This window comes from Mesorhizobium sp. WSM4884, from assembly GCF_029625675.1.
Taxonomy (GTDB): Bacteria; Pseudomonadota; Alphaproteobacteria; order Rhizobiales; family Rhizobiaceae; genus Mesorhizobium.
The window spans coordinates 14557-37782 of the sequence record NZ_JARTVO010000016.1 but is presented as its reverse complement, the minus strand read 5'-3'; the positions used below and the strand labels follow the sequence as shown (position 1 = coordinate 37782).

Below are 23226 nucleotides of genomic sequence, written 5' to 3'. Positions count from 1 at the left end.
GCCGTTCCTTCTACGGATACCGCGCCTTCTTCGGTGCGTAGATCGCCGGGTCGAAATCCAGCTCTTTCGGCAGCGGCTGGCTGGAGCATTGCAGGTGCACCTGGCGGGCGAGAAGCCTTCGCTGCTGCTGCTCATGCTCTTTCACCGCCGCCACCATCCCCATGCTGTAGGGCCCGAGCAGCACGCCAAACCCCCAGCCTGGGTGGTCCTTCTCGCGCCGGGCATAGTCCGCGGCCGCCATGCGGGCCTGCTGGCATTCCGGCGACGCCCATTTCGGGTCCTGCCGCGAAAGCTTCGCTTCGTAGTCGACCGGCGAGGTCACGCATCCAGCCACCGCCGCGCTCAACGCGACGACCATTGCAAATCTCATGCTTGAGCCTTTCCTAAAGCAAGGCGGGGAGTACACAGGAACCTTGCCTCCCACAAGTCGATGAGGCGAAATGCGCATTTCAGCAGAATTTCAGAACTCCGTCGGTACGGCGCCGGCGATCTCGGGCATGCTGCGCCAATAGACGGAGGCAGCCATGTTCGACGATCAAGCCCGCACCCTTGCACGCCAGGAACTCTTCGAGATCGTCGCCAGCGGAATGGTCAATCCCGGCTATGCGCCGCCCGGCGCCCTGATCGAAATGCTCGAGATCGCCGCCATGGAACTGAATCGGGACCTGACTCTGCCGCGCTCCCGGCACGCCGACGCAACGGATGTCTTGACCCCGGCGCAGAATGGTAGCCGAATAGGTCATTGGATGTTGCGCAAGGGCAGGGCGCTGTTCCATGGCGGAATCCGTATCGCAGGGAGTTTTGCAACTCGGCACCTGCCAGCTTGACCTGGAGCGCGGCCTGCTGCTGCGGGACGGGGCGGCGGTGCCGTTGCGCTCGAAGGCCTTCAGCCTGCTTTCACATCTCGCCCGAAACGATGGCAAGGTCGTCACCAAGTCCGACCTGATTTCCGCGGTCTGGGGAAACATCACCGTCACCGAGGATTCCCTCACCCAGGCGGTGCGGGACATAAGGAAGGCGCTCGACGACGGCGACCAGACTATCCTGAAGGCCGTGCCCAAGCGCGGCTATGTGCTTTCGGCTCCCTGCCACAAGCCTTCGCCGGCATCGCAACCGGTCGTCGCGGTCGTGCCGTTCGAGGATGGCCAGGCGCACGGCGGGACGTCGGATCCCGTAAGCAGCGCCTTCGCGGAGGATGTGGCGGACAGGCTCGCTCGCTTCCGTACATTGACGATCCTGAACCGGGAAACGGCGCTCGCCGCATTCCGGCAGGCGCAGGGCAACGGACCGCCGGTCATGGTGCGGCCGGACTACTTCGTGCGAGGGTCCGTCGTTCGCGGCGGCGACCAGTTGAAGATCAGCGCCAAGCTGGTCGACGCGCAAGCCGGAACGCTGCTCTGGGGCGAGAGCTACACGGCGGCCGGGCCGGACCTGTTCGCGGTTCAGGATGAGATTGCCTACCGTGTCGTGAACCGGCTGGTTTCAAACCTCGAGGCGGCCGCGTTGCGGCGAGCCGCCGGCAAGCCGACGCAGGACCTCGCGGCGTATGAGCTGGTGACGCGGGCTATCGTGCGCTTCCGCGGCTATCGTCCCGACGACAACAGCGAAGCCTTGAACCTGCTCAAGGCAGCGATTTCACGTGACCCCGATTATGGGCTCGCCCATGCCTACATGGCGCTGGTGGAGCTGGCGATTGCCGACTACGGAAGCGCGCCGGAGGATGTCATCGCAAGCTGTACCGAGCGCGCCTCGCTCGCCGTGGCGCTGGCACCGGACGAGCCCCGCTGCCATCGCATCCTGGCACTGGCGCGGCTTGCGGCGCGCGACCATGAGGCGGCCGAGCACCACATGCGGCGTGCGCTCGACATCAACCCCTACGATGCCGACACGATGATGCAGATGGGGCACCTGCTGTCCTTGCGCGGGCGGCCGCGCGACGGGCTGGAGCTGATGGACAGGGCGGTCGCCGCAAATCCTCTTCATGCCGAATGGTATCATTGCGATCGCGCCCTGACGCTCTACGCCGCCTGCGACTATGCCGGCGCCGCGACGGCGATACGGCGCCTGCCTTACGGGCCTCGGCGTTGGTCGCTGCTCGCCGCCGCGCTGGCGCGCTCCGGCGACACAGCCGGCGCGCGGGAATGCGCCAAGCAGATCAGCAAATCGGACCCTGACTTCTCGCCGGTAAGCCACCTGCGCTCGAGTTACGAATTCGAAAAGCCGGAAGACGCCGAACATCTCGTCGAGGGTTTCGAAATCGCCGCCGCGATTGGCGAATGAGACGTGTCGCGAAACCGGCTCAGAACCTGCGGCTGAGATAGGGTGACCCGCCGAGGCCGAACCGCCACTCCATCTCCACGCCCTTCGTGATGCCGATCCTGCGCCCTGTGACGATCGCGGCCGGATCGGTCTCGGGCCGGGCAAATTCGAAGGGCGGCGCGGTCATGGAGCGCCCGTTATGCGAGGCGCCGATACCGAGCGCCTGGCAGAGCTTGCCCGGACCGGAGCACAGCAGCCGGTCGTCGTCGGTTCCGCGCCTGGCGCGCATGGCGGTGATGCCGGATTGCGGCTGGATCGCGCGGATGAGCACCGCGCTGCCGGGCAGGCACACCGCGTTCAGGCACCAGTGCAGGCCGTAGGAGCGGTAGACATAGGCGCTGCCGGGAGCGCCATACATCGGCGCGTTGCGCGGCGTGCGGCCGCGATAGCTGTGCGAGGCCGGATCGTCGGGCCGATAGGCCTCGGTCTCGACGATGATGCCGCCGACGCCGGCGAGCCCGAGCCGCGCCCCGATCAATGCACGCGCCACCAAAGTTGCATCGCGGGCAAAGAAGTCGCGCAGCGCATCGGAACCGGCTCTAGGCGGCATGGCGATCAACGCTGGGCGGACAGGCCACGATCATCCCGCGGCACCGGTCGATCGCCCGCTCGCCGGAAACACTGAACACGGCCGACAATTATCTCGATCAAGTGGGGTGTCCCGATCGAGTGGGGCTTAGAGGGCGATCGCGGTTGCCTGGATTGCGGCGCGCGGCGGCCCTCTTCGCGGCTGCAAGGATGAGCCTTCCCAGCCCTATCCCAATGAGACCGGCCGCTGCTTTCAGGAGGCCATCTTGCAGTCGGGCATGCCGGCCGGGATCGATCACCTGAAGCAGCTCCAGCACGCCTGCCACGGCGCAGACGAACAGCATCGTCTGCACAAGGCGGGCGGGGAAGCCGAAGGTCAGGGCAAGGCCGAACAGGATATAGGCCAGGGCGCGTTCAACGTTCGCGTCGCCCAGGTGCGGCCGCATCTCGATAGGCGAAAGCGTGGCGAACGTAATCGCCGCGAGCAGGACGAGCGCGGCAAGGCGGGAGATCGAAATCATCCCCGCTCATACAGGCGGTAAGCCGACATAACAATATATGTGCGCGACGGGGCGGCGCGTGACGCGCTGAATCGCAATGCGGAGCCTGCGAATCCCCCGTGCTGTTGCCGCGGGGTTACAGCACTTTTCCCCCGACAGGCGTAGTCTTCATGGCGTAGGAATGCTGGATCATCCATTGGGCGGACCATCCGGCGGAAGCCTGGTACAGGGCGACCTATTCTTGGGGTAGGGGGCAATGCCCGCCGGCTCCGGCCGGCGGGCATTTTCATTGCGCAATTTCTCCCGCGGGGTGAAGCGCAAGCGTGGCTCACACCTCGTTCGGTTATATCCGACCGCCGATTGGCTGACTTGAAGAGTAGATTTGACGTGAGGCATTTTCTGAGGGCCAGCAATGGTCCTCGGCCCGACTGCTCGGCTTTATTTTCTGGCCTCCAGGCAGTCGGGCCTCCCGGTGACTATGCATGTCGCCCAAAAGTGCGCAGCGGTTTTGGGAGAACGACATGCACCAAATAAAACTTGAGCGCAGCGCGTAAATCCGTTTCCGCGCGACGCGCTTTGGCTTGCCAAGACAAGTCTCGCGTCCACGACGGCAGGGTTAGCGATGAAGGTCGGATCCTTTTCCCATCCAATTCACGTGTTTGTCGGGCTTGGCTTCCCATACGAGATATCGTCCGTGATGGAAGCCTGTCAGGTTCTGGACGAGTGGTCGGGCAGCCGCACGTCGATCCATGCAGCCACATCCGACGCCTGCCGGTCCGCCCTGGCTGGCAAGGCCGATGTGGAATCGGCGCGGCTTGCCTTCGAAGCCTTCGCCCAGGCTCAAGGCATCCTTGCGCCGGACGCGCTGGAAACCGCCGACGAACAGCCGGATCGGTTCAGCGCGTCCGTGAACTGACCTCCTTCAAGCCGCTCAGCCCAGCAGATTGCGCGCCGTGCGCATGAAGATCCGCGAGCCGATCGGGATCAGGTCGTCCGGAAAATCGTAGTCGGGATTGTGGAGCGAAGGGTGACGCTCGCCGGCGCCGAGGAAGAACATCGCCGACTTGGCGTTGTGGCCGAAGATGCCGAAATCCTCCGAGGCGCGCATCGGCAGGGCTTCCTCGCCGCGTGAAACACCTTCCTCGTCCAGCGCCCGGTTCAGATGCTCCACCGCCTCCGGCGCGTTGACGCTGGCGACGAAAATCTCGTGGTAGTCATGACGGGCGGAAAGGCCGTGTCGGGCGGCGATCTTCGCCGCCAGCGCCTCCGCGGCGGCGACCAGCTCCGCCATGCGCTCGTCGCGGCGGGTGCGCAGCGTCGCCCACACCTCGGCATGGCCGGGCGCAATGCCGAACACCGCCTCGCCCATAGTGCAATGGGTGACGGTGATCATGCCGAAATCGTCGTCGGCGAAAGTGCCGCGCCCGAGCGCCGGAAGCTGCGGCATCAGCTCGCTCACCGCCAGCATAGGCGACACGCCGGTTTCCGGCATGGAGGAATGCGCGGTCTTGCCCTCGAGCACGATCCGCATGCCGCGCGAGGCGCAGTTCACCACGCCGGGCTTGATGCGCACTTCGCCGAAGGGCACGCCCGGAAGATTGTGCAGCGAGAAGGCGAAGTCAGGCTGGATCTCGGAAAAGCGTGGGTCGGCGACGACGCCGGCCGCACCATTGCCGGTCTCCTCCGCCGGCTGGAACATCAGCACCACGCGGCCCCGCGCCGGCCTCTGGCGCCCAAGCTGGCGGCCGAGCGCGGCAAGGATCGCGGTGTGTCCGTCATGGCCGCACATATGCGACTTGCCCGGCACCTGCGATGAATGCGCCACGCCCGAAAGCTCGTGGATCGGCAACGCGTCGAGCTCCGAGCGGAACAGCACCGTCGGTCCGGCTTCACCGCTGTCATAGACCGCTGCCACGCCGTGGCCGCCCAGCCCGGTCAGCACCTTGTCCGGCCCGGTATCGGCGAGGAAATCGACGACCTCGCGTGCCGTCTTCTCTTCCTCGTTGGAAATCTCCGGCTGCCGGTGCAGCTTGCGCCGCCATTCCGTCAGCTCGACGAGATCTCGATTGGTCAGGGTCATGGGTTTGGCGCTCCGTTTGAATTGCAGCTCACCCCAACACAATAGGGTTTTGCTCGTGCCGTGCCACGCCAATCAATTCAAATAGTCCATCGGCGATTTCCCTGACGTCGCAGCTCGATGATGCGACGCCCCGCTCGCACCGCTTCAGGTTGTGTGTGAGTTCGCCGAGCTTGGTTCCTCGACGCGATGACGTTGTCAGCCGCTAACCCTTGAAGCTGAACAACCGGAACAGGTTCGAAGGACTTCTGTAGTGCTCCCGCACCTCGCGGAAGCCGGCCCGCTGGCCAACATTCCGCCAGGAAGACGCCGTCTCAGGGTGGTCCATGCTATGCACGTGGGTGGCGAGCAGCAGCCATTCGAGGCTGCTGAGCGCTGAAAAATCTCTGCGCTGCCGTTCCCATCGTCTCATCCAGCCGGCCCGGCTCTCCCACATTTTGCATGTATTCTCGTAGATCAGGAGCGCCCCTGATGGGCCGACAAGGCGCCGCAACTGATGCATCACCTCGATTTTCTTGTCGAAAGGTAAATGGTGCAAGGACAGGCCGACCCAGGCGACATCGACAGCCTCCTCAGAGGCGGTCAGCCACTCTACGAAATCACCGCGCCGCAGTTCGGCCGCACATGACAGACCGGCGATATTGACAGTCGCCTCGTTGAGCGCTGTCGGCGACAGGTCGATGCCGACATAGCGACCGACGGGCAAGCCCTCCAAGGCAGCCGCGCTGAACGAGGCGTCTCCGCACGCAATGTCCAGGAAAGTGAAGCCGGGGCGTTGGCTTTGCAGCAACTGGCGAAGCACCGCATAGGCTTCACGGTGAAACAGGTAGTTGTTGTCCAAAACCTTGCGATAGATGCCCCACATCTCTTGGAACAGGGCGGAGGGGGTCACGGCAACTTCGATTTTTGTGGCGGCGGTCATGGGATCGCTCCTCTCGGTCTGGAGCAATCAAGGTGAAATGCGGGCCGCTAAATGTAGCGGACCGAGGTGCTAAAACTTCCGAAAACTTCCAAAAAAAGCCTTGTTGCATTAGCGTGAGCTCATGGAGGCGCGACGCTACAGTTTTGGTCCCTTCTTGCTCGATGCGGGAGCGGGAATGCTTTACCGACGCGGAGTGCCGATTTCGGTAGGCTATCGGGCCATGCTGCTTCTGGAGCGCCTGTTGCGCTCGGCCGGAGCCGTGGTCGGCAAGGATGAACTGCTCGATGCAGCCTGGAACGGGCTGGCGGTCGAGGAAGGCAACCTGTCGGTGCAGATTGCCGCCTTGCGCAAGGTCCTGGGCGAGGGGCCCGACGCCTCGCATTCGATCCTGTCGGTCGCGCGCGTGGGCTACCGGCTGAGCGGCGAGGTGCGGCTTGAGGCAAGCGATACGCGAAACGATGCGACCGAAGCGGACGAGGGGCCGTCGATCGCGGTGACCCGCTTTCGCCTGATCGGCGACGATCCCGAAAAGTCCTACTTCGCCGACGGTCTGTCGGAGGACATCATCACCGGCCTGTCGCGGTTGCGGGGTCTGCATGTGCGTGACCGGAGCTCTTCCTTCGCCTATGACCCGCAACACATCGAGCTCGATCGCCTGCGCCGCGAACTGAAAGTCCGCTACGTCCTGCAGGGCAGCGTGCGCCAGTCCGGTCAGGCTCTGAGGATCACGGCGACGCTGAGCGATGCCAGCGCGGGTACGCAGGTGTGGGCGGAACGCTTCGATGTCGAGAGCGGCGATTTCCTGGCGTTGCAGGACCAGATCACGCACAAGGTGATGGCTTCGATCGAGCCCCAGCTTTACGAAGCCGAGCGTCTGCGCCTGCATAGCCGTCCCGCCGAGAGGCTCGACGCCTGGGGCTTTGTAATGAAGGCCATGCCCCATGTCTGGACGTGGGGATCCGAGAAAGACCTCGACATGGCCGAGGGTCTGCTCGTCAAGGCGCTTGAAATCGATCCCGATTACGCCCGCGCCAACAGCCTTCTTGCCTGGACGACCGGCGCGCGGGCAGCACTTGGCTTGACGCCGAAACCCCGTGAGCTGTTGGCCGCCGCGTTGGCGAGGGCACAAGCGGCGGTCGTGAGGGATCAGGACGATCCCTGGGCGCATCTTTCGGCCGGCTATGTTCACATGGTGTCGCGAAATTTTCGCTCGGCGGTAGACGAATTGCTGGAGGCGATCGAACGCAATCCGGGTCTCTCGCTCGCGCACTGCATTCTGGGTTCCACCTATGGCTATGGCGACATGGCGGAGGATGGCTTGCATCACTTGGCGATTGCCGCGCGGCTCAGCCCGCGGGATTTCATTCAGGCGGCGATCTTTTCCACCATGGGCATCTGCCACTTTACCGCGGGACGGTTCGATGTGGCGGCCGATCTGGAGCGCCGGGCTGTGCAGCTTCGGCCGGCTTTCGGCACCGCTTGGCGAACTTATGCGGCGACTGCTGCCCTTGCCGGCGATGTCGCCACCGCCGCCACCGCTTTGAAGGAGGCCCTGCGGCTACAGCCGAACCTCTCGGTGGGCTGGGTCGAAGAGCACCACCCTATCGTCAAACCCGAGAAGCGCGCGCTCTATATCAGCGGCCTTCGCATGGCGGGGTTATCGTAGCCTTGGCATCAATTGGGTACTCCGCACCAGCGCCGCTGTGGTCGCGTTGCATGCTCCGCCTGGCCGATTGCACACAACGCCAACGAAGCCATACGATCGAGCCATGCCGCACTATCCAGACGACATGCCTATATCGAAGAGCCTGTTCGAGCGCGCCAAAAAGGTGATGCCGGGCGGCAATACGCGCACCACTGTCTTCGTCGATCCTTTTCCGATCTATGCCGCGAGAGGCGAGGGCTGCAGGGTCTGGGACGTGGACGGCAACGTCTACTACGACTGCATCAACAATTTCACGGCCATGATCCATGGCTACACGCAGCCGGATGTCGCGGCGGCGGTGGTTGATCAGCTGCCGTTCGGCACGGCCTTCGGCGCGCCGACGGTCAGCGAGATCGAGCTTGCCGAACTCTTGGTCGGGCGGCTGCCCTCGGTCGACCAGATCCGCTTTGCCAACTCGGGAACCGAGGGCGTGATGATGGCCATCAAGGCCGCGCGCGCCTTCACCGGGCGACCCAGGATCGTCAAGATCGAGGGCGCCTATCACGGCTCCTACGACTTCGCCGAAGTCAGCCTGGACAGTTCTCCCACCAACTGGGGCGACCTGCCGAATTCGACGCCCTATGCGAGGGGCACGCCGCGCGGGGTGCTGGACGACGTGATCGCCGTGCCCTTCAACGACGTCGAGGCCTTGCGCGCGGTCTTCGCCGCTCAGGGCGAAACGATCGCCGGCGTGCTGATCGATCCCATGCCGAACCGCGCCGGGCTGATCCCGGCGCGTCAGGACTACCTGCGCGCCATGGTCGAGATCGCCCACGCGGCGGGCGCCCTTGTCATCTTCGACGAGGTGATCTCGTTCCGCCTCGGCTGGTCGGGCGCGCAAGGCTTGTGGGACATCACGCCCGACCTGACCGCGCTCGGCAAGATCATCGGCGGGGGATTCCCGGTAGGCGCCGTCGGCGGCCGGGCCGACATCATGGCGGTGTTCGACCCGACCCGGGGCAAGCCCGCTCTTCCGCATGGCGGCACATTTACCGCCAACCCCGTGACGATGCGCGCCGGGCTTGCCGCGATGCGGGCGCTGACCACGGAAAGCTTTGCCCAGCTCGATCGTCTCGGGACGCTGCTGCGCGACGGGGTCGCCGCCTCATTCGACAAGCATGGTCTTGCCGGCCAATGCGTCGGCCTGGGGTCGCTGTTCAAGGTCCATTTCACGGGCCATCCCGTCACGGATTACAGGTCCGTCTATCCCGGCCAGTCCGAGCGCCGGAAGCTCGATGCCTTTCACAAGGGCCTGCTCGGCCGCGGCGTCCTGTCCGCCAGCTATGGCCTGTTCGCGCTGTCGACGCCCATGACCGAGGAGGACGCTCGAGCCATTCTGCAGGCGATCGACGAGACGCTGGGCGACATCGCCCGGCAGTTCTGAGACGAACCGCCAGGAGGACCGTGGATGACAGCTTCTCCTCATGTCGTGGTGATCGGCGCGGGCACGTTGGGTTTGTGCTCGGCGCTCCACCTGGTCGAACAGGGCGCGCGCGTGACGGTGCTTGAAGGCCAGTCGATCGCTTCCGGGTCGAGCGGCAGGGCGGTCGGCGTGGTCGGATCGCAATTCACCGATCCGTTCGAGATCATGCTTCGCGTTCATTCGCTGCGCCGTTTCCGCCAATGGGAGAGCCAGGGGCTCGGCTTTAACCATATCGGCTATCTGCGGTTGGCAAGGACGCAGAAGCAGATGGAGCTGTTTGCGAAGTCGGCGGAAATCCAGGCAGAGGCCGGCCTGCGGTCGCGCCTCTATCGTGCGAACGAACTCAAGCAACTGGTTCCTCATATCAGCCCGGATGGGCTGGAGGGCGGGCTGTTCGGACCCGACAATGGCTTCCTCGATCCTCACGAGATGTGCGATTTCCTGGCGCGGATGGTCCGCGACCAGGGCGGCGAAATCCGCCAGTATCGCAAGCTGATCGGAGTAAAGCGGCGGCCGGGCGGCTACACGCTGGAGACCGGCGGCGATCCGGTCGAGTGCGATGTCGTGGTCAATGCGGGCGGAGCCTGGGCGCCCCAGGTTGCCGAGCTCTTCGGCCAGCGCCTGCACATTTGGCCCGAGCGTCATGAAGCGGTCGTCGTCCATCTCGACGAGCCGCTCGATTACACGATGCCGATGGTCATGGATCTCGTGAACGGCGAGGGAAGCGGGCTCAATTTCCGCCACGAGAAGCGCACCGAACTGATTGCCGAGATCCACAAGGTGGACTCGTCCGCGCCGGAGGACCCCGACGATTACAACGACCAATGCGAGGAACAGTCGAAGGTCAGGCTGGCGGAACTCCTGCTCGAGCGGCTGCCCGAATTGCCCAGCGCGCGGCTTGGCCGCGGCTGGGCGGGGCTTTACCCGGTGACCGCCGACCATCGCCCTTTCGTCGGCCCGATCGATGCGTCCGAGCCAAGCCTGGTGACCGCCGCGGGCGCCGGCGGCTATGGCATCCAACTGGCCCCGGTGATCGGGCAGATCGCGGCCGACTGGGTTCTTCACGGCGGGCCGGTTTCCGCGCCCGGCACGGAGAGCCTGCTGCCGTCGGCAGGACGCAACATCGCTGTCAATTGAGGGATGTGTCAGGCGCGTCGGGGCGCCGGCATCCCGTGCCGACGCTTAAGATGCGAGCCTTCGTGTTAACCATCAGTTAACTATCCGGTGGCCTTCAATAGGGTTCTGGAGGATAGTGAGCGTGGCCGCGAGTCGTCAGCGCGACTCACGTTAAAAAGAAGCGACGGACCACCGTCGTCTCCCCGGGGAGGTGCCGTCATCGGCTTTGATGAGGAGCGCCAAATGCAGATCGAAGAAGCAGTCACTCAAGCCACGTCCGAGGCCGGCAAGCTTGTGTCTTGCCTCGGCCAGCCCGTCGTTGCCTACCACGTCACCGCGATCATGAGAGAAACCGACGCGGCGCACGCCAGGGCGATGCAGCTCGCCTTGATGGAACGAAGCATCGAGGCTCTCGTCGATGATGGCCTGGAGAACGTCGAGGCCAAACAATTCGCATCGCGGTTCCGCGGTCGCGTCAACTTGACCTGGGAGCTTCTGCACCTGTCCGACGGCACGCCGCACTGATCCGGACCAGACCCGCTCAATCAAATCGCGGCATCGCGCAACGCGGACAATTGTCGTTGTTGCTTCCGGCCACAAGCTCATGTCGGCTGATCCACAATTGAACAACGTGTGCGGGAAAGCATCCGGAGATCGGAGACGTATTAAGCCGTCACGCCTGATGTTATACTTCGGCCGCGTCCTTGGCTGACATTCATCGACGGGGGGTGACATGCAGGCAGTGCCGATAGCTCATCCGGCGGAGCAGCCCGCGATCGCGTCGATACCTTCGCTCTCCGGCTATCCGGCCGCCGTGCTGTGCTGGCTTCTGTCGGCCGGCGTCTATATCGCGGCCAAATGGGTGGCGCCGGAAATGCCGCCCTGGGGGCTCTGCTTCTGGCGGCTTGCGCTCGCCTGCGCCATTCTGCTGCCGATCGTGCACCGCCACCACGGCGAGATGCTGGCGCTGCTAAAATCGCGGCCGCTGGAGATCGTCGTCGTCGGCGCGATCGGGCTCACGCTCTGCCAGGGCATGATCTACCGCGGCCTGGCCGACACCGGCGCGACCACGGCAGGCATCATCATGGCGCTGTCTCCGGTCATGACGATGGTGCTCGCGCGTTTCGTGCTCGGCGAGCCGCTGGGGTTGTGGCAGGCGTTCGGCGCGCTGGCGGCGCTGGCCGGCATGCTGGTCATCGTCGCGCGTGGCGACCTGACGGCGCTGGTGCAGCTCAAGTTCAACCTCGGCGAATTGTGGATCGTCGGCAGCGCCTTCTGCTGGGCGCTCTACACCGTGCTCGTGCGCCGGTCCAAATTCGGCATCGAATTGTTACCGCTGGTCGTGCTCCTGCTCGGCGCCGGCGCGCTGGTCGCCCTGCCTCTCCATCTGTGGGAACTGTTCAACGACGAACGCTCCGCCTTGAACCTTCATGGCTGGTTTGCGCTCGCCTATCTGGCCGGCCCCGGCGGCGCCCTGATGTACTATCTCTACAACCGCAGCGTGGAAACGCTCGGCGCCAGCCGGGCGAGCATGCTGCTCTATCTGCAGACGCTGTTCGTCGCCATCCTCGCCTATCTGCTGCTCGGCGAGAGCTTGCACGACTACGATCTGCTCGGCGCCGCCTTCATTGTCGTGGGCATCGTGCTTGCCACGGTAATCAAGCCCAAGCCGAGCCCGGATCACGTCGCATAGGCCGCGGTTCTCCGATAGCGGCGCGGTGGGCTCATGCCGAGGATCGTTCAATCCCCGATGCTTCCGTCCGATGTCCATCTTGGCTTGAACGCCACCGCCCGCAGCCCAGCGTTCCGAACCCGATCGACGAACGCATCATTGACGAACACCGGCGACGCCCGCATCGGCAGCTTGAACACCTCGGCGGTACCGATCTTGTCCGCGGCGAACGCGTAGCGCTCGATCGCGAGGATGTCGCCGTCGTCGAAATAGATGATCTTTGACCGCTCTCGGTCCAGCGCATCGATCACGTTGGTGACGTTGAAGAGCCAGACCTTCTCGCCGCGCAACGGGATCAACTCGCCGTAGGGACGCAGCGACGCCGCCAGTACATCGACGGCCGGCTCGCGCAGAAGCGGCGCGTGCTCGCCGAGCCAGGGGAAGTCGGAATAGACGGGGTCGCCGCCCGACACGCGCCGCATGAGGGGCGGCTCCCAGTCGCCCAACGATCTGCCATCCAGACCGAAGAAAAAGTCGAAATAGCCTTCATCGACCGGGAGCACCCATTCCTGACCCTCCATGACAGCGAACTCATAGATGGTCGTCATTGTTCGTTGTTCTCCCATTTTGGCGCCCGGGCGCTGCCGCCCGACCTTGATTCTGCGGCAGGTCGGGGTCAAGGGCCGAAAGTCGCCCGAATACATGTTGCGGGCCCTCGGCATGCGCCGGCAAGATTTCATCCAGTCGTCACGTGGATGCCGCACATTAGGCGCGCCGAGCGAACGATCCTCCGGTGTCGCCATGACGGATTGGCACTTGGTGGGTGCGCGCTTCCGAAATTCCAGGAGAAAAAGGCCGTCCCAGGTAGTACAGTTGGACGGCCTTTCATTACACAGCACACAGCGGAGCTTAATAGGCTTTCTTGGGCGCAGCAGTCTTCGCGGCGTGCTTCTTGTGCTTCACCGGGCACTTGTGCGTCTTGGTCGGCTTGCAGGCCTTCTTGGTGGAGACCTTCTTCGGAGCGGTCTTCGCCGGAGCGGCGGTCGTGGTCGAAGCGGCCGGAGCGGTCGTCGTGGCGGCGGCGTTGCCGATTGCCGGCACGGAGAAGGCGAGCGCAACGGCGAGGCCGAGGGCGGAGAGGAGGGACTTTCTCATGGCTTTTTCTCCTTGGCATGCAGGTCGGTTTTAGCGGGCACCGCATCGGGATCGACCGGTGTCACGCCAAGCAGCTTCAGAGCGTTTGCGAACATCCGGATTCCCTGTGCCTGCTTCTTGTTGGCGCAGAACCGGTTTCCCTTTCTTTGAAGTGCTTTCGCCGCGGCGACCTGCGTTGACGCGGCATGGGTTTCGAGGGCCTCGTCAACTTGGCGGCTGAGATTGGTGCAGCGCTCGGTCCGGGTCGTGGCGACCTTTGCCGCGCCGGCTTCCACCGGGCCGGTAACGAGCGAAATGCCGAGCAACGCGCCCATCAAGCGGATCGAGAACCATTGCATCGCTTGCCGCCAATCCGAACAAGTGCTGCAGTGCTGCAGCCGACGAACGACCCTCTCCAGTCAATTCTACGCCTGAACGATTTCTGGAGTTTTTCTGGTGTGTTTCTGAATTGTGTCTGGGGCCTCCGCCGGAGTGCCCTTAGCGGCGCCATTTGGCCGCTGGCCGATGGGCCATTCACCTAAATTTGCCAAGGAATTGGCTAACGTACATGTCCACCAAGCTGCTGACGCGCCAGCGGTATAATCGCGCGGCCACTCTTTGCCGCCCCACAATCGTCTCTGCATGTTCCGTTGCAAGCTTGAGCAGCGTTTCCGCGACTTCCTGCGTCGACCAACCTTTAAGAACGCAGGCCTTCACCAACGCCTGAAACGCGGGCTCGAGGGCGACCTCGCAGTTGACGGCGCGATCGGGGCTATCTTCTGAAAGCAAGGGAGGTTCGATCGGCGGTATCGCAGCCATGCACCCAGAAAGCGCAAACGTCGGAAATCGTTCCGCCAGTCATTGGCTTTGGTGGCGGTAACCAACAGGTATTCCGTCGTCCGAACCCGCCTCGGCATTGAAGGCATAACCATGCGCGGCAACGATTGTTTGCGCCTGTAGATCCGCCGATTGCACCGTCAGCAGCAGGTCGACGCCGGCCGCGACGTCGTCGTACCAGTGCGCCAGGCCTTGCATCAGCCTGAGTTCGGTAGGACCAAGAGTTTCCATGCGCGCACCCTGGCAGGAGCGAACTGTCCTGTCGAGGGAGTGCCTTGGAATCGCGAGGCAGGCAACGACGATCAAAATATTCGGAGAAATCCAGTGCCGCTTTTGATAAACGCGTCAACCAGCGCTCCAGGATAGTGTCCTCGCGGAATGAGCGCCGGATAACACGTGTGACGGTCACGGAAACCAATGGCCAAGAAGTTTGCGTTTCTCCTGGTGCGCGACTTCACCTTGTCGCCGCTGTCGCTTTTCATCGACACGCTGCGCCTGGCTGGCGACGAAGGCGATCGCAGCCGCAGGGTGGAGTTCGACTGGCAGATCGTCGGTGAGCGCGGCCTGCCGATCAGGGCGAGCTGCGGCGTCGAATTGCTGCCGACCAAGGCGGTCGGCAATCCGGAGGATTTCGACAACGTCGTCGTGGTCGGCGGCCTGCTCGACACCAACCGCAATCTGAGCGCCGAAAAGGAGGCCTTCCTTTTGCGGGCCGCCGAAAAGGGCGTACCCATAACCGCGCTGTGCACGGGAAGCTTCGTGCTGGCCCGCTACGGCTTGCTGGACGGCTACAGCGCCGCCGTCAGCTGGTTCCACATCAAGGATTTTCGCGCCCAGTTCCCCGACGTGAACGCGCATGCGGACAGTTTGTTTTCCGTCGACCGCGGTCGCGCGACATGCGCCGGCGGCACCGGCGCGGCGGACCTCGCCGGTTATTTCGTGTCGCAGTTCATCGGCCAGAAGGCGGCGGAGAAGGCCGCCAAGATCCTGGTGCTGGATCGCATCCGCAACATCACGGACGTGCAGCCCGTGGGCGACCTGTTTCCTGAAGCCGCGAGCCGTTCGGTCAAGCGGGCCTTGCTCTTGATGGAAAGCAACCTTCAGGAGAAGGTGTCGGTCACCGAGATCGCCAGCCGTCTGAATTGCTCGCGGCGCCAGCTCGAGCGTCTTTTCGCGACCGAGCTGGGCACCAGCCCGATGGCCGCCTATCTGGCGCTGCGGGTGCATTACGCCAAGTCGCTGCTGGAAGGCAGCGACTTGGCGGTCGGGGACATCGCCTACAGATGCGGCTTCGAAAACGCCGGGCATTTCAGCCGGGTGTTCCGCCAGCACACGGGCATCACGCCGACCCATCTCAGGCATCCCAGCCGCTTGGCTGCTCAAGCGGCGAAATGATGCTTCTGCAAGCGGCGCGACGCGCGGCGTCCCAGGGTGTGTTGAGGGTCAGGTCAGGCCGGCGTCACCTGAACATCATCATACTCTACGAAATCCGCCGCCCGCTCTCGTCGAGCAGAACGCAGCCGCCCGGATCGAAGCCGATCTCGATCGGCTCGCCTTCCCGGACAATGCGGCCATTGATCGACGTGTTCGCACGGACGTTCGTACCGCCGATATCGATCTCGTAGATGGCGCTGCCGCCGAGATAGGAGGTCGAGACGACGCGGCCGGACAGCCGGTTTGCGCCTGCGCCGACCGACAGCTTTTGCGGCCGCACCACGACGGTGACCTTGCTGCCGGGCGCCAGCGGCCGTGGCGACGTCACATCGACCGTCTGGCCGGCGGCAAGCGTGACAGTCGTCGTGCGATCGGACTTTCTGACGGTGCCGGCAAGCATGTTGGCCTTGCCGAGGAAATCGGCGACGAAGGCGGTGGCGGGCCGCTCATAGACCTCCTCCGGCGTGCCGATCTGCTCGACCGCGCCGGCGTTCATCACCACGATGCGATCCGACATGGAGAGCGCTTCCTCCTGGTCGTGCGTGACGAAGATGGCGGTGATGCCGGTCGCCTTCTGGATCTTCTTGATCTCGACGCGCATCTCCTCGCGCATGTTGGCGTCGAGCGCCGACAGCGGCTCGTCGAGCAAAAGCACCTGCGGCTCGAAGACGATGGCCCGCGCCAGCGCGATGCGCTGCTGCTGGCCGCCCGACAATTGCGACGGCAATTTCTTCTCGCTGCCCGGCAGCCGCACCATGTCGAGCGCCTGGCCCACCTTGCGCACGATCTGCGGCTTCGGCACGTTGCGGTATTTCAGGCCGAAGGCGACATTGTCGAACACGGTCTTGTGCGGGAACAGCGCGTAGCTCTGGAACACCAGCCCGATATTGCGCTGGTAGATCGGCACGTCGTCGACGCGCCGCCCGTCGATCATGATCTGGCCGCCCGAAATGTCGACCAGCCCGGCGATGGAGCGCAGGATCGTCGTCTTGCCGCAGCCCGACGGCCCGAGCAGCGTGACGAAGCTGCCCTTGCGGATCGACAGCGAGAAGTCGCGCACCGCGACGAACTTGCCATAGGCGATGTCGATGTCGCGGAACTCGACCGCCGGCTTCTCGGTGCTCGTGCCGGAGGCCGCGCCGGAGGAGGGTGCCCCGGCCGAGGCCGGCCGGGGGCTGAGTGAGGCTTCGCTTCGGTCAGGCACCTTTCGCGATCCTGTCCCACTGCTTGGTCCAGGCATCCTCGTTGGTCGCCCAGTAGACCGGATCGGCGAAGGTCAGCGCCTTCATCGAGCCGGTCTTGTCGAAGGCCGGCAGCTTCTCGATCTTCTCGGTGAGCTTGACCTTGGTCGGGTCGAGCGAGGGCGGATAACTCTGGCCCTCGGCAACCGCGATCGAGGTCGCCGGATCGAGCATGAAATTGATCAGTTCCTCGCACTCGGCCATCGGCGAGCCTTTCAGGATCAGCATGTCCTCCATCCAGGCGTAGGAGCCGGCCGGATCGAGATAGCCGATCGGATGGCCCTGATCCTGCAGCGCGGCGACGCGGCCCGACCAGGCATCGGTCACCACGATCTCGCCCTTGGAGAGCAGGTCCATCAGCTCGGCGCCGGAGCTCCAGAACTTCTTGGCGAGGTCGCGCGTCTCGCGCACCTTGGCCCAGATCGTGTCCATGTCCTTGATGTTGTTCGGGTCCTGCCCGGTGGCCAGGGCCGCGTACCAGACGCGCGTCGTCATGTCGGCATAGCCGCCGACCTTGCCGGCATATTTCTTGTCGAGCAGCAGGGCAGCACCCTTCTCCTTCGCTTCCTCGGGCGAGATCACCTTGGTGTTGTAGGCGATGCCGGTGGTGCCGTAGTCGTAGGGCACGGCCGAGAGTTTCGGCGTCAGCTTGCGGAACGGCTCGATCATCGGCTGCAGCACATTCGCCATGTTGGGAATGTTGGCCTCGTTGATCTCCGAGTTCATGCCGGCGTTGATGTATTTGATGTAGTAGTTGACGCCGGACGAATGCACGATCTGGAAGTCGCCGGGCTTCGCCGTCTTGATCTTGGTGATGATCTCGTTCTCGTCGCCGAACGTGCCCTGGACCACCTTGATCTTGGTCTTGGCCGTGTAGGGCTGGAAGGCGTATTTGTCGATCGCGTCCTGCACCGTTCCGCCCCAGCCATCGAAGCGGACCTGCTCGACCGCGGCGAGCGCACGGCTCATCCACGGCATGGAAAGGCCGGCCGAGGCCGCGGCGGCCGCGGTCAGGCTCAGGAAAGTGCGGCGGCTGAGATCGCCGTTGACATATCTATCGTGCAGCCGTTCCAGCCGCTTGGTGGTGGATAGTTTCATCGTGCTTCCTCCTTTGGTTCGCCTCGTCTTTTCAATCTGGTCAGGCTCTGCATGAGCACGCCGCCGATCAGCGGAATGCCGACGGTCACCAGGATCATGACCGTGCCCAGCGCATTGATCTCCGGGCTGATCGAGATTTTCAGCATCGACAGGATCTGCGTCGGCATGGTCTCGATGCCGGCCGGCCGCCAGAACAGGCTGGCCGAGGTGTTGTCGAATGAGATGGTGAAGGCCAGCAGCGCGCCCGCTACGACCGCCGGGATGAGCAGCGGTAGCGTGATCTCGCGGAAGGACGAGAAGCGCGAGGCGCCGAGCGAGAGCGCCGCCTCCTCATAGACGCGCCGGATGCCGACCATGCGCGCCTGGGTGATCAGCACCACATAGGGCACGGCAAGCAGGATATGGCCGAGCACCAGCAGAAGCAGCGTCCGCGGCTGGTCGACCGCCTTGATCAGCACCAGCAGCCCGACGCCCAGAATGGTTTCAGGCACCAGCGCCGGCAGGATCACCAGTGTGCTCAGCGTCTGCTTGCCGGGGAACTCGAAGCGCACCAGCGCGAAGGAGGTGACGACGCCGATCGCCGTAGTGGCGACCGCCGTCACCAGGGCGATCCACAGCGACGTGCGGAACGCGGCCAGCACCGCCTCGTTGGCCATCAGCTTGCCGTACCATTGCAAGGAAAAACCCGTCATCGGAAAGCCACCGAACATCGAGGCGTTGAACGACAGGATCACGGTCGCCGCGATCGGCGCGAACATGAAGATGTAGACGCACAAGGTGACGAAGCCGGTCAGCCGCCAGGCCCATTTGCCTTCCTGGTTCGGCCGTGCCGCTTTCATCCGCCCAATCCTTTCACGATCTGCGACATGCCCATGTAGCGGGTGTAGATGGCGGCGAAGAAGCCGAGCACGACGAACAGCACGATGGAAAGCGTGGCGCCCATCGGCCAGTTCAGCTCGCCCATGATGGTGTCGTAGATCAGATTGCCGAACAGCGCGTCGCGGCCCGAGCCCAGAAGCTGCGGCGTCACATAGCTGCCGGCGGCCAGCACGAAGCAGAGCAGCAGGCCTGCCCCGAGGCCTGGCAGGGAGAGCGGCAGCGTGACCTCGCGGAACGCCTGCGCGCTGGTGCAGCCCATCGAACGGGCCGCCGAAATCAGCGTGCGGTCGATGCTTTCCAGGCTGACATAGACGTTGAGGATCATGTAGGGCAGCAGGAAGTGCAGCAGCCCCATGATCACCGCGCCCTCGGTGTAGAGCATCGGCAGCGGCTCGCTGATGATGCCCAGTTTCAAGAGCGCGACGTTGATGACGCCCTGTTCGCCCAGGATGTTGATCCAGGAAAAGGTGCGGATGGTGAAGCTGATCCAGAACGGCACGATCAGCAGAAGCAAAAGCAGCCACTTGTGCTTGAAGCTGGTGGCCCAGATGAAATAGGCCGGAAAATAACCGAGCACGCCGCAGAGCAGGGCGGTGATGGCGCCGACCCTCAGCGTCTTCAAGAGGAAGCCGTGATAGTAGCTGTCGGTGAGGAATTCGTGCCAGTTGGCGCTCGTGAGCTGGCTGGTTTCCACGCCGGCGGTGACGAAGGTGAAGAAGGTGTAGGCAGCCATCACGGCGATTGGCAACACCAGGAAGAAGATCAGCAGCAACAGCACCGGCGCGATCAGCATCCAGGCCAGCCGTGGATCATACAAGGTCCATCTATTTTTCATGCGCACCCGAAGGTCCGCGCTTTCTTCGAAGCGCTTCTTGTTCCCGCGGGCCAGATTGGGTGATTGATGGCGCGATGTCTACAGGCGGTGATTGAGCCAGAGATCGATCAGGCTGTTGCGATTGCGTCGTGAGTGCCATGCAAGCAGAGGCGGGAGCCGACAGGTCCTCATGAGTGCTGGCGGAACCGTTCTTGGTGAAGGGCGGGGGGCAACCATCCAGCCGCCCCCGCCGCTTGGAAAATCACCGCCAGGTCACCCGGCACCGGCCACCAGCAATTCATCGCCAATCACTTGTTCGTTGGGATCGATCGGGCCGAGGTTCTTCACGACCCGGAAGCGGCCGCCTTGCGCTTGAGCGATATACATGTTCATCCGCACATGATGCTGGCCGGGGATCATTTCGGCCGGCCCGCCCGGTCCTTCACTGATGCAGGCGTGGTCGAGCGCTCGGATGACGGCGTCGCGCTCGACCGTGCCCGCCTCGTTCACCGCCGCTTCCCACATCTTGATCGCCCGGTAGTGGCCGGTGCACCCACTGCCCGCGGTGAGCATGGCGCTGCCGGGGAAGCGTTCGCTGTAGCGGCGCAGCAGCGCGCGACCGAACGGGTCCTCGAGTTCCTGATAGTAGTCGAGGCAACTGTAGAGGCCCTCGATCTGCTCGGGCGGCACCAGGTTGAAGAAGTTCTCGTCGAAATAGGTGCAGACGATCTTGCCGCCGCGTTTGCCGAAGCCGGCCTTGTGCAGTTCTTCGAGGAAGGGCGTCAGGCCCGGCGGAACGATGGTGTTGAAAACCACGTCTGTGCCGCTCGCCATGATCTGCCGCACCGTCCGCCGGAAGTCGACGGTGTCGAGCGGAAAATACTCCTCGCCGACGATCTCGCCGCCATTGGCGCGCACCATCCGGCTCGCGGCCCTGTTCAGCAGGTGCGGCCAGATGTAGTCGGCCGACGGCAGATAGAACCTCTTCGCCCCGGTGCCTTGGATGAGCCACGGGATCAGCGGCTCGACCTGCTGCGCGGGCACCGGGCCCGTGCAGAAGATCAGGGGATCGTTTTCCTGCCCCTCATACTGCTCGGGATAGATGTAGAGCGTGCGGCCTCGCGTGACCGCCTCGCTCTTGATGGCCTGGCGGGTCGAGCTGTAGATGCCGCCGATGACGACGTCGACCTTGTCCGCGTCGATCAGCTTGGCGGCCTTTGCCTTGGCGACGCTTTCGACGGTTTCGCCGTCCTCGATGACGAGCGCCACCGGCCGGCCGAGCAGGCCGCCTTTGGCGTTGATGTCGTCGACAAGCATGGTTGTCAGGTTCGCATTGGCGATGCCCGCGAAAGACAATGGGCCGGTGAGTTCGGCGATCAGGCCGATCTTGATTGGTTTCGGATCCATCTTTTTTCTCCCGTTTCGGTGCGTTTGAGTTTGTGGCGCCCCGGCTTCCGAGGCGCTTTCGGCGTGCCGCCAACCGGGCCGGCAGGCGCCGCGCGGACGTCAGGCCTCGAAATGCCCGAGCAGCAGCGCCGCCTGCGGCTTGCCGACATGGCCGGCTTCCTGCAGGATCGCCGGCACCTCCGGATCCGACACGAAGTTCTTCCAGCCCTCGGCGTCCCAGTCGAAGATCGCCCAGACTCGGTCGGCTTCGCTCGGGTCGCGGAACACGGTTGCGTCGTTCGAGCCGTGCAGCCGGCGCTTGTCGGCGCCCTTGGTCGAAAAGATGCGGATGAAGCGGTCGACGTCGGCCACCTTGGTCGTTGCGAGAAGCATCTTGAGTTCCTCCTGTCGGTCGCGGCCACCATTGGTCCGTCGACAGGATCACGATGCGCGTCCCGGAAGCCGCGCGCATGGGGTGGATTCCCTATGTCTCACCCGGCCGGACAAGGCCATGCTCGACCGCGTAGAGCGCCGCGGCGGCGCGGGTGGTCACGCCGATCTTGGCATAGACGCCCTGGATATGGTGGTCGGCGGTCTTGGGCGAGATATCCAACGTCCTGGCCGCTTCCTTCGCCGTAAGTCCGGCGGCGATCAGGCGTAGCACCTCGATCTCGCGCGGCGTCATGCCGGCCAGCGCCCGTGGCAGCGCCCGGCGCGATGGCTGCCCCGCGACGGACAACACGGCTTCGGCGGCCTCGGGGCAGATGCAGCCGTCACGAACCGCCGCGCGCAACCGTGCCGCCGCCGCCTCGCTGGACAGCGCCTTGCGGTGCGGACGTTCCTCGCGCGACGTCTGGAAGGCTTCGGCGGCGGCCAGGATCCGGGCTGCCGGAGAGAGGTCGGAGCCGCCGACCTTGCGGTGATATCCCGAGCCGTCCAGGCGCTCGTGATGGCGCAGCACCATGGCGCCCATCGCCTCGCCGTCGCGGCCGAAGGAAGCCAGCGCCCGCTCGCCGTAATAGGCGTGCAGCTGCGCCGCGTCGCGCTCGCGCACCGACAGCGGGCCGTTGCGCATCCAGGTCGCCACCGGCACCACGAGCTCGCCGATGTCGTGGATGCACCCCGACCAGCGCAGCCAGCGCACGTCGGGATCGGGCAGCCCGATCCGTTTGCCCGCGCCCGCGGCCAGCTCCGAAACCATCCGCGAATGGCCCTGCGTGAAGGGCATGCGCATGTCGATCATGTCGGCGATGGCGAGGAAGGCCTCGTCGCAGGCCGCCTCGTCCAGCGTCACCGGCGGATCGGGCTCCAGCGCCAGGATCGTCTCGCGGTCGACGCTCGCGCCGATGCCTTCCATCAGCACTGCCGCGTTGGCTGCGACGAGCCGGGCCAGATCCGCTTCGTACGGGCCATCGGCGCGGCCGGCGATGGTCTCGGCCATCCCGTCGATGCCGGCTGCTTCGCTGAGCGCGATCGCATCCTGTGCCAGCGTGATCAGGCGCACGGCCGGCAGGACGTCCTCGCCGCTCAAGCCGCGCGGCAGGCCCTTGCCGTCCCAGCGCTCGTAGATCTGCCCGAGATTGCGCCGGATGTCCTCGGACATGCCGAGCCGCTCGCCGATCCGCTGCGCGACCTCGCAGTGCGCGATAAGCACCGGGCGGGCCACCGGGAACGCCTGCGCCATCGCGGCCTCGATCGCCTTGGCCTGCGCGTCAGGCTCGAGGTCGTAATAGTATCGCTTGAAGGCCTGCGCGAACACTCTGCCCAGCTCCGCGCGGTTGCCCATGTCGAGGCCGACGAGATCCCGGCGAAGCGCGATCTCGTCGCCGAAGGTGGCCGACAAAAGATCGGTATCGGCATTGCAGCCGACATAGCGCAGCATGGACAGATGATAGGCATTGCGCCGAACCGGTTCCGAAACGCCGGCAAGCTCGGCGATCCGCATCGCGACCACACAGGATCTCAGCGCGAAATCGCGTGAATGGCCGGTGGCGAGGTCCGAGGCATAGGCAAGGACCATCATGAAGTCCGCGCGGCGTATCGAGACCCCAGTCATCGCGCATCCACAACGGGCCCATGCTAGCCCTGCGCGCCGCCGATACCTAGAGCAATTTCAGGAAAAACGCGAATTCTGCATGCGG

At 64.4% G+C, this 23226-nt stretch carries 26 protein-coding genes; 9 read left to right on the top strand and 17 right to left on the bottom strand.

Annotated elements, in window-relative coordinates; translation table 11 throughout:
• Positions 1-10: 10 nt before the first annotated feature.
• On the bottom strand, positions 11-370 hold the full coding sequence (locus P9236_RS22560; RefSeq protein WP_278076770.1) for a hypothetical protein: 360 nt from the start codon (positions 368-370) through the stop codon (positions 11-13).
• Between the two features lie 154 nt (positions 371-524).
• Between P9236_RS22560 and P9236_RS22555 the strand changes: the two genes are divergently transcribed.
• Complete coding sequence (locus tag P9236_RS22555) at positions 525-827, top strand: hypothetical protein (protein WP_278076769.1); 303 nt, start codon at positions 525-527, stop codon at positions 825-827.
• The gene (locus P9236_RS22550) at positions 775-2280 is read left to right on the top strand and encodes a winged helix-turn-helix domain-containing protein (protein WP_278076768.1); all 1506 of its coding nucleotides are present in this window, start codon (positions 775-777) and stop codon (positions 2278-2280) included. The genes P9236_RS22555 and P9236_RS22550 overlap by 53 nt, the downstream gene beginning before the upstream one ends.
• Positions 2281-2299: 19 nt before the next feature.
• Here P9236_RS22550 and P9236_RS22545 read toward each other — a convergent pair whose 3' ends face one another.
• Complete coding sequence (locus tag P9236_RS22545; protein ID WP_278076767.1) at positions 2300-2869, bottom strand: DNA-3-methyladenine glycosylase; 570 nt, start codon at positions 2867-2869, stop codon at positions 2300-2302.
• Between the two features lie 97 nt (positions 2870-2966).
• Positions 2967-3368, bottom strand: coding sequence for a VanZ family protein (locus P9236_RS22540; protein WP_278076766.1), 402 nt, complete (start codon positions 3366-3368; stop codon positions 2967-2969).
• A 601-nt stretch (positions 3369-3969) separates the two neighbouring features.
• Here P9236_RS22540 and P9236_RS22535 point away from each other — a divergent pair.
• A complete protein-coding gene (locus P9236_RS22535) occupies positions 3970-4263 on the top strand; it encodes a DUF982 domain-containing protein (RefSeq protein WP_278076764.1) in 294 nt (97 codons plus the stop codon).
• Positions 4264-4278: 15 nt separating this feature from the next.
• Here P9236_RS22535 and P9236_RS22530 read toward each other — a convergent pair whose 3' ends face one another.
• Both P9236_RS22530 and P9236_RS22525 read right to left on the bottom strand, forming a co-directional pair.
• Positions 4279-5427, bottom strand: coding sequence for an amidohydrolase (locus P9236_RS22530; protein ID WP_278076763.1), 1149 nt, complete (start codon positions 5425-5427; stop codon positions 4279-4281).
• Positions 5428-5629: 202 nt separating this feature from the next.
• Entirely contained in the window at positions 5630-6346 is a 717-nt protein-coding gene (locus P9236_RS22525; protein ID WP_278076762.1) for a class I SAM-dependent methyltransferase, read from the bottom strand.
• 175 nt (positions 6347-6521) lie between these two features.
• Between P9236_RS22525 and P9236_RS22520 the strand changes: the two genes are divergently transcribed.
• From P9236_RS22520 to P9236_RS22500, 5 genes are all read left to right on the top strand, one after another.
• Entirely contained in the window at positions 6522-8012 is a 1491-nt protein-coding gene (locus tag P9236_RS22520) for a winged helix-turn-helix domain-containing protein (RefSeq protein WP_278076761.1), read from the top strand.
• Between the two features lie 103 nt (positions 8013-8115).
• Complete coding sequence (locus tag P9236_RS22515; protein WP_278076760.1) at positions 8116-9435, top strand: aspartate aminotransferase family protein; 1320 nt, start codon at positions 8116-8118, stop codon at positions 9433-9435.
• Between the two features lie 24 nt (positions 9436-9459).
• Positions 9460-10611: an FAD-dependent oxidoreductase gene (locus P9236_RS22510; RefSeq protein WP_278076759.1), complete on the top strand. Its 1152-nt coding sequence runs from the start codon at positions 9460-9462 to the stop codon at positions 10609-10611.
• Between the two features lie 222 nt (positions 10612-10833).
• A complete protein-coding gene (locus P9236_RS22505) occupies positions 10834-11115 on the top strand; it encodes a hypothetical protein (protein ID WP_278076758.1) in 282 nt (93 codons plus the stop codon).
• A gap of 208 nt (positions 11116-11323) precedes the next feature.
• Positions 11324-12283 carry a DMT family transporter gene (locus P9236_RS22500; RefSeq protein ID WP_278076757.1) on the top strand — a complete coding sequence of 320 codons (960 nt, stop codon included), beginning with the start codon at positions 11324-11326 and terminating at the stop codon, positions 12281-12283.
• Between the two features lie 47 nt (positions 12284-12330).
• On the opposite strand, the gene P9236_RS22495 is transcribed toward P9236_RS22500, so the two are convergent.
• From P9236_RS22495 to P9236_RS22475, 5 genes are all read right to left on the bottom strand, one after another.
• Complete coding sequence (locus tag P9236_RS22495) at positions 12331-12870, bottom strand: DUF1629 domain-containing protein (RefSeq protein WP_278076756.1); 540 nt, start codon at positions 12868-12870, stop codon at positions 12331-12333.
• 301 nt (positions 12871-13171) lie between these two features.
• A complete protein-coding gene (locus P9236_RS22490; RefSeq protein WP_278076755.1) occupies positions 13172-13417 on the bottom strand; it encodes a hypothetical protein in 246 nt (81 codons plus the stop codon).
• Complete coding sequence (locus tag P9236_RS22485; RefSeq protein WP_278076754.1) at positions 13414-13755, bottom strand: hypothetical protein; 342 nt, start codon at positions 13753-13755, stop codon at positions 13414-13416. The genes P9236_RS22490 and P9236_RS22485 overlap by 4 nt, the downstream gene beginning before the upstream one ends.
• A 175-nt stretch (positions 13756-13930) precedes the next feature.
• Entirely contained in the window at positions 13931-14215 is a 285-nt protein-coding gene (locus P9236_RS22480; RefSeq protein WP_278076753.1) for a hypothetical protein, read from the bottom strand.
• Between the two features lie 39 nt (positions 14216-14254).
• Positions 14255-14464 carry a hypothetical protein gene (locus P9236_RS22475; protein WP_278076752.1) on the bottom strand — a complete coding sequence of 70 codons (210 nt, stop codon included), beginning with the start codon at positions 14462-14464 and terminating at the stop codon, positions 14255-14257.
• A 186-nt stretch (positions 14465-14650) separates the two neighbouring features.
• Between P9236_RS22475 and P9236_RS22470 the strand changes: the two genes are divergently transcribed.
• Positions 14651-15628: a GlxA family transcriptional regulator gene (locus tag P9236_RS22470; RefSeq protein WP_278076751.1), complete on the top strand. Its 978-nt coding sequence runs from the start codon at positions 14651-14653 to the stop codon at positions 15626-15628.
• Positions 15629-15713: 85 nt separating this feature from the next.
• Here the strand turns inward: P9236_RS22470 and P9236_RS22465 are convergent, their stop codons facing one another.
• From P9236_RS22465 to P9236_RS22435, 7 genes are all read right to left on the bottom strand, one after another.
• Positions 15714-16871: an ABC transporter ATP-binding protein gene (locus P9236_RS22465; RefSeq protein WP_278076750.1), complete on the bottom strand. Its 1158-nt coding sequence runs from the start codon at positions 16869-16871 to the stop codon at positions 15714-15716.
• Positions 16864-18006 carry an extracellular solute-binding protein gene (locus P9236_RS22460; RefSeq protein WP_278076749.1) on the bottom strand — a complete coding sequence of 381 codons (1143 nt, stop codon included), beginning with the start codon at positions 18004-18006 and terminating at the stop codon, positions 16864-16866. Before P9236_RS22460 ends, P9236_RS22465 begins: the two co-directional genes overlap by 8 nt.
• Entirely contained in the window at positions 18003-18845 is an 843-nt protein-coding gene (locus tag P9236_RS22455; protein ID WP_278076748.1) for an ABC transporter permease, read from the bottom strand. Before P9236_RS22455 ends, P9236_RS22460 begins: the two co-directional genes overlap by 4 nt.
• A complete protein-coding gene (locus tag P9236_RS22450; protein ID WP_278076747.1) occupies positions 18842-19720 on the bottom strand; it encodes an ABC transporter permease in 879 nt (292 codons plus the stop codon). Before P9236_RS22450 ends, P9236_RS22455 begins: the two co-directional genes overlap by 4 nt.
• A gap of 252 nt (positions 19721-19972) precedes the next feature.
• Complete coding sequence (locus tag P9236_RS22445) at positions 19973-21106, bottom strand: substrate-binding protein (RefSeq protein ID WP_278076746.1); 1134 nt, start codon at positions 21104-21106, stop codon at positions 19973-19975.
• A 99-nt stretch (positions 21107-21205) separates the two neighbouring features.
• Positions 21206-21478, bottom strand: coding sequence for a hypothetical protein (locus P9236_RS22440; RefSeq protein ID WP_278076745.1), 273 nt, complete (start codon positions 21476-21478; stop codon positions 21206-21208).
• 91 nt (positions 21479-21569) lie between these two features.
• Positions 21570-23141, bottom strand: a complete 1572-nt coding sequence (locus P9236_RS22435) for an HD domain-containing phosphohydrolase (protein ID WP_278076744.1) — start codon at positions 23139-23141, stop codon at positions 21570-21572.
• Between the last annotated feature and the right edge of the window lie 85 nt (positions 23142-23226).

What these genes read in the sequence shown, in the direction of transcription:
- P9236_RS22555 (WP_278076769.1), top strand. Translation starts at nt 525, where the DNA reads ATGTTCGACGATCAAGCCCGCACCCTTGCACGCCAGGAACTCTTCGAG.
- P9236_RS22455 (WP_278076748.1), bottom strand. Translation starts at nt 18,845, where the DNA reads ATGAAAGCGGCACGGCCGAACCAGGAAGGCAAATGGGCCTGGCGGCTG.
- P9236_RS22460 (WP_278076749.1), bottom strand. Translation starts at nt 18,006, where the DNA reads ATGAAACTATCCACCACCAAGCGGCTGGAACGGCTGCACGATAGATAT.
- P9236_RS22535 (WP_278076764.1), top strand. Translation starts at nt 3,970, where the DNA reads ATGAAGGTCGGATCCTTTTCCCATCCAATTCACGTGTTTGTCGGGCTT.
- P9236_RS22515 (WP_278076760.1), top strand. Translation starts at nt 8,116, where the DNA reads ATGCCGCACTATCCAGACGACATGCCTATATCGAAGAGCCTGTTCGAG.
- P9236_RS22445 (WP_278076746.1), bottom strand. Translation starts at nt 21,106, where the DNA reads ATGGATCCGAAACCAATCAAGATCGGCCTGATCGCCGAACTCACCGGC.
- P9236_RS22545 (WP_278076767.1), bottom strand. Translation starts at nt 2,869, where the DNA reads ATGCCGCCTAGAGCCGGTTCCGATGCGCTGCGCGACTTCTTTGCCCGC.
- P9236_RS22450 (WP_278076747.1), bottom strand. Translation starts at nt 19,720, where the DNA reads ATGAAAAATAGATGGACCTTGTATGATCCACGGCTGGCCTGGATGCTG.
- P9236_RS22505 (WP_278076758.1), top strand. Translation starts at nt 10,834, where the DNA reads ATGCAGATCGAAGAAGCAGTCACTCAAGCCACGTCCGAGGCCGGCAAG.
- P9236_RS22480 (WP_278076753.1), bottom strand. Translation starts at nt 14,215, where the DNA reads ATGGCTGCGATACCGCCGATCGAACCTCCCTTGCTTTCAGAAGATAGC.
- P9236_RS22440 (WP_278076745.1), bottom strand. Translation starts at nt 21,478, where the DNA reads ATGCTTCTCGCAACGACCAAGGTGGCCGACGTCGACCGCTTCATCCGC.
- P9236_RS22525 (WP_278076762.1), bottom strand. Translation starts at nt 6,346, where the DNA reads ATGACCGCCGCCACAAAAATCGAAGTTGCCGTGACCCCCTCCGCCCTG.
- P9236_RS22510 (WP_278076759.1), top strand. Translation starts at nt 9,460, where the DNA reads ATGACAGCTTCTCCTCATGTCGTGGTGATCGGCGCGGGCACGTTGGGT.
- P9236_RS22540 (WP_278076766.1), bottom strand. Translation starts at nt 3,368, where the DNA reads ATGATTTCGATCTCCCGCCTTGCCGCGCTCGTCCTGCTCGCGGCGATT.
- P9236_RS22475 (WP_278076752.1), bottom strand. Translation starts at nt 14,464, where the DNA reads ATGGAAACTCTTGGTCCTACCGAACTCAGGCTGATGCAAGGCCTGGCG.
- P9236_RS22500 (WP_278076757.1), top strand. Translation starts at nt 11,324, where the DNA reads ATGCAGGCAGTGCCGATAGCTCATCCGGCGGAGCAGCCCGCGATCGCG.
- P9236_RS22490 (WP_278076755.1), bottom strand. Translation starts at nt 13,417, where the DNA reads ATGAGAAAGTCCCTCCTCTCCGCCCTCGGCCTCGCCGTTGCGCTCGCC.
- P9236_RS22435 (WP_278076744.1), bottom strand. Translation starts at nt 23,141, where the DNA reads ATGACTGGGGTCTCGATACGCCGCGCGGACTTCATGATGGTCCTTGCC.
- P9236_RS22560 (WP_278076770.1), bottom strand. Translation starts at nt 370, where the DNA reads ATGAGATTTGCAATGGTCGTCGCGTTGAGCGCGGCGGTGGCTGGATGC.
- P9236_RS22550 (WP_278076768.1), top strand. Translation starts at nt 775, where the DNA reads ATGGCGGAATCCGTATCGCAGGGAGTTTTGCAACTCGGCACCTGCCAG.
- P9236_RS22530 (WP_278076763.1), bottom strand. Translation starts at nt 5,427, where the DNA reads ATGACCCTGACCAATCGAGATCTCGTCGAGCTGACGGAATGGCGGCGC.
- P9236_RS22520 (WP_278076761.1), top strand. Translation starts at nt 6,522, where the DNA reads ATGCTTTACCGACGCGGAGTGCCGATTTCGGTAGGCTATCGGGCCATG.
- P9236_RS22485 (WP_278076754.1), bottom strand. Translation starts at nt 13,755, where the DNA reads ATGCAATGGTTCTCGATCCGCTTGATGGGCGCGTTGCTCGGCATTTCG.
- P9236_RS22495 (WP_278076756.1), bottom strand. Translation starts at nt 12,870, where the DNA reads ATGACGACCATCTATGAGTTCGCTGTCATGGAGGGTCAGGAATGGGTG.
- P9236_RS22470 (WP_278076751.1), top strand. Translation starts at nt 14,651, where the DNA reads ATGGCCAAGAAGTTTGCGTTTCTCCTGGTGCGCGACTTCACCTTGTCG.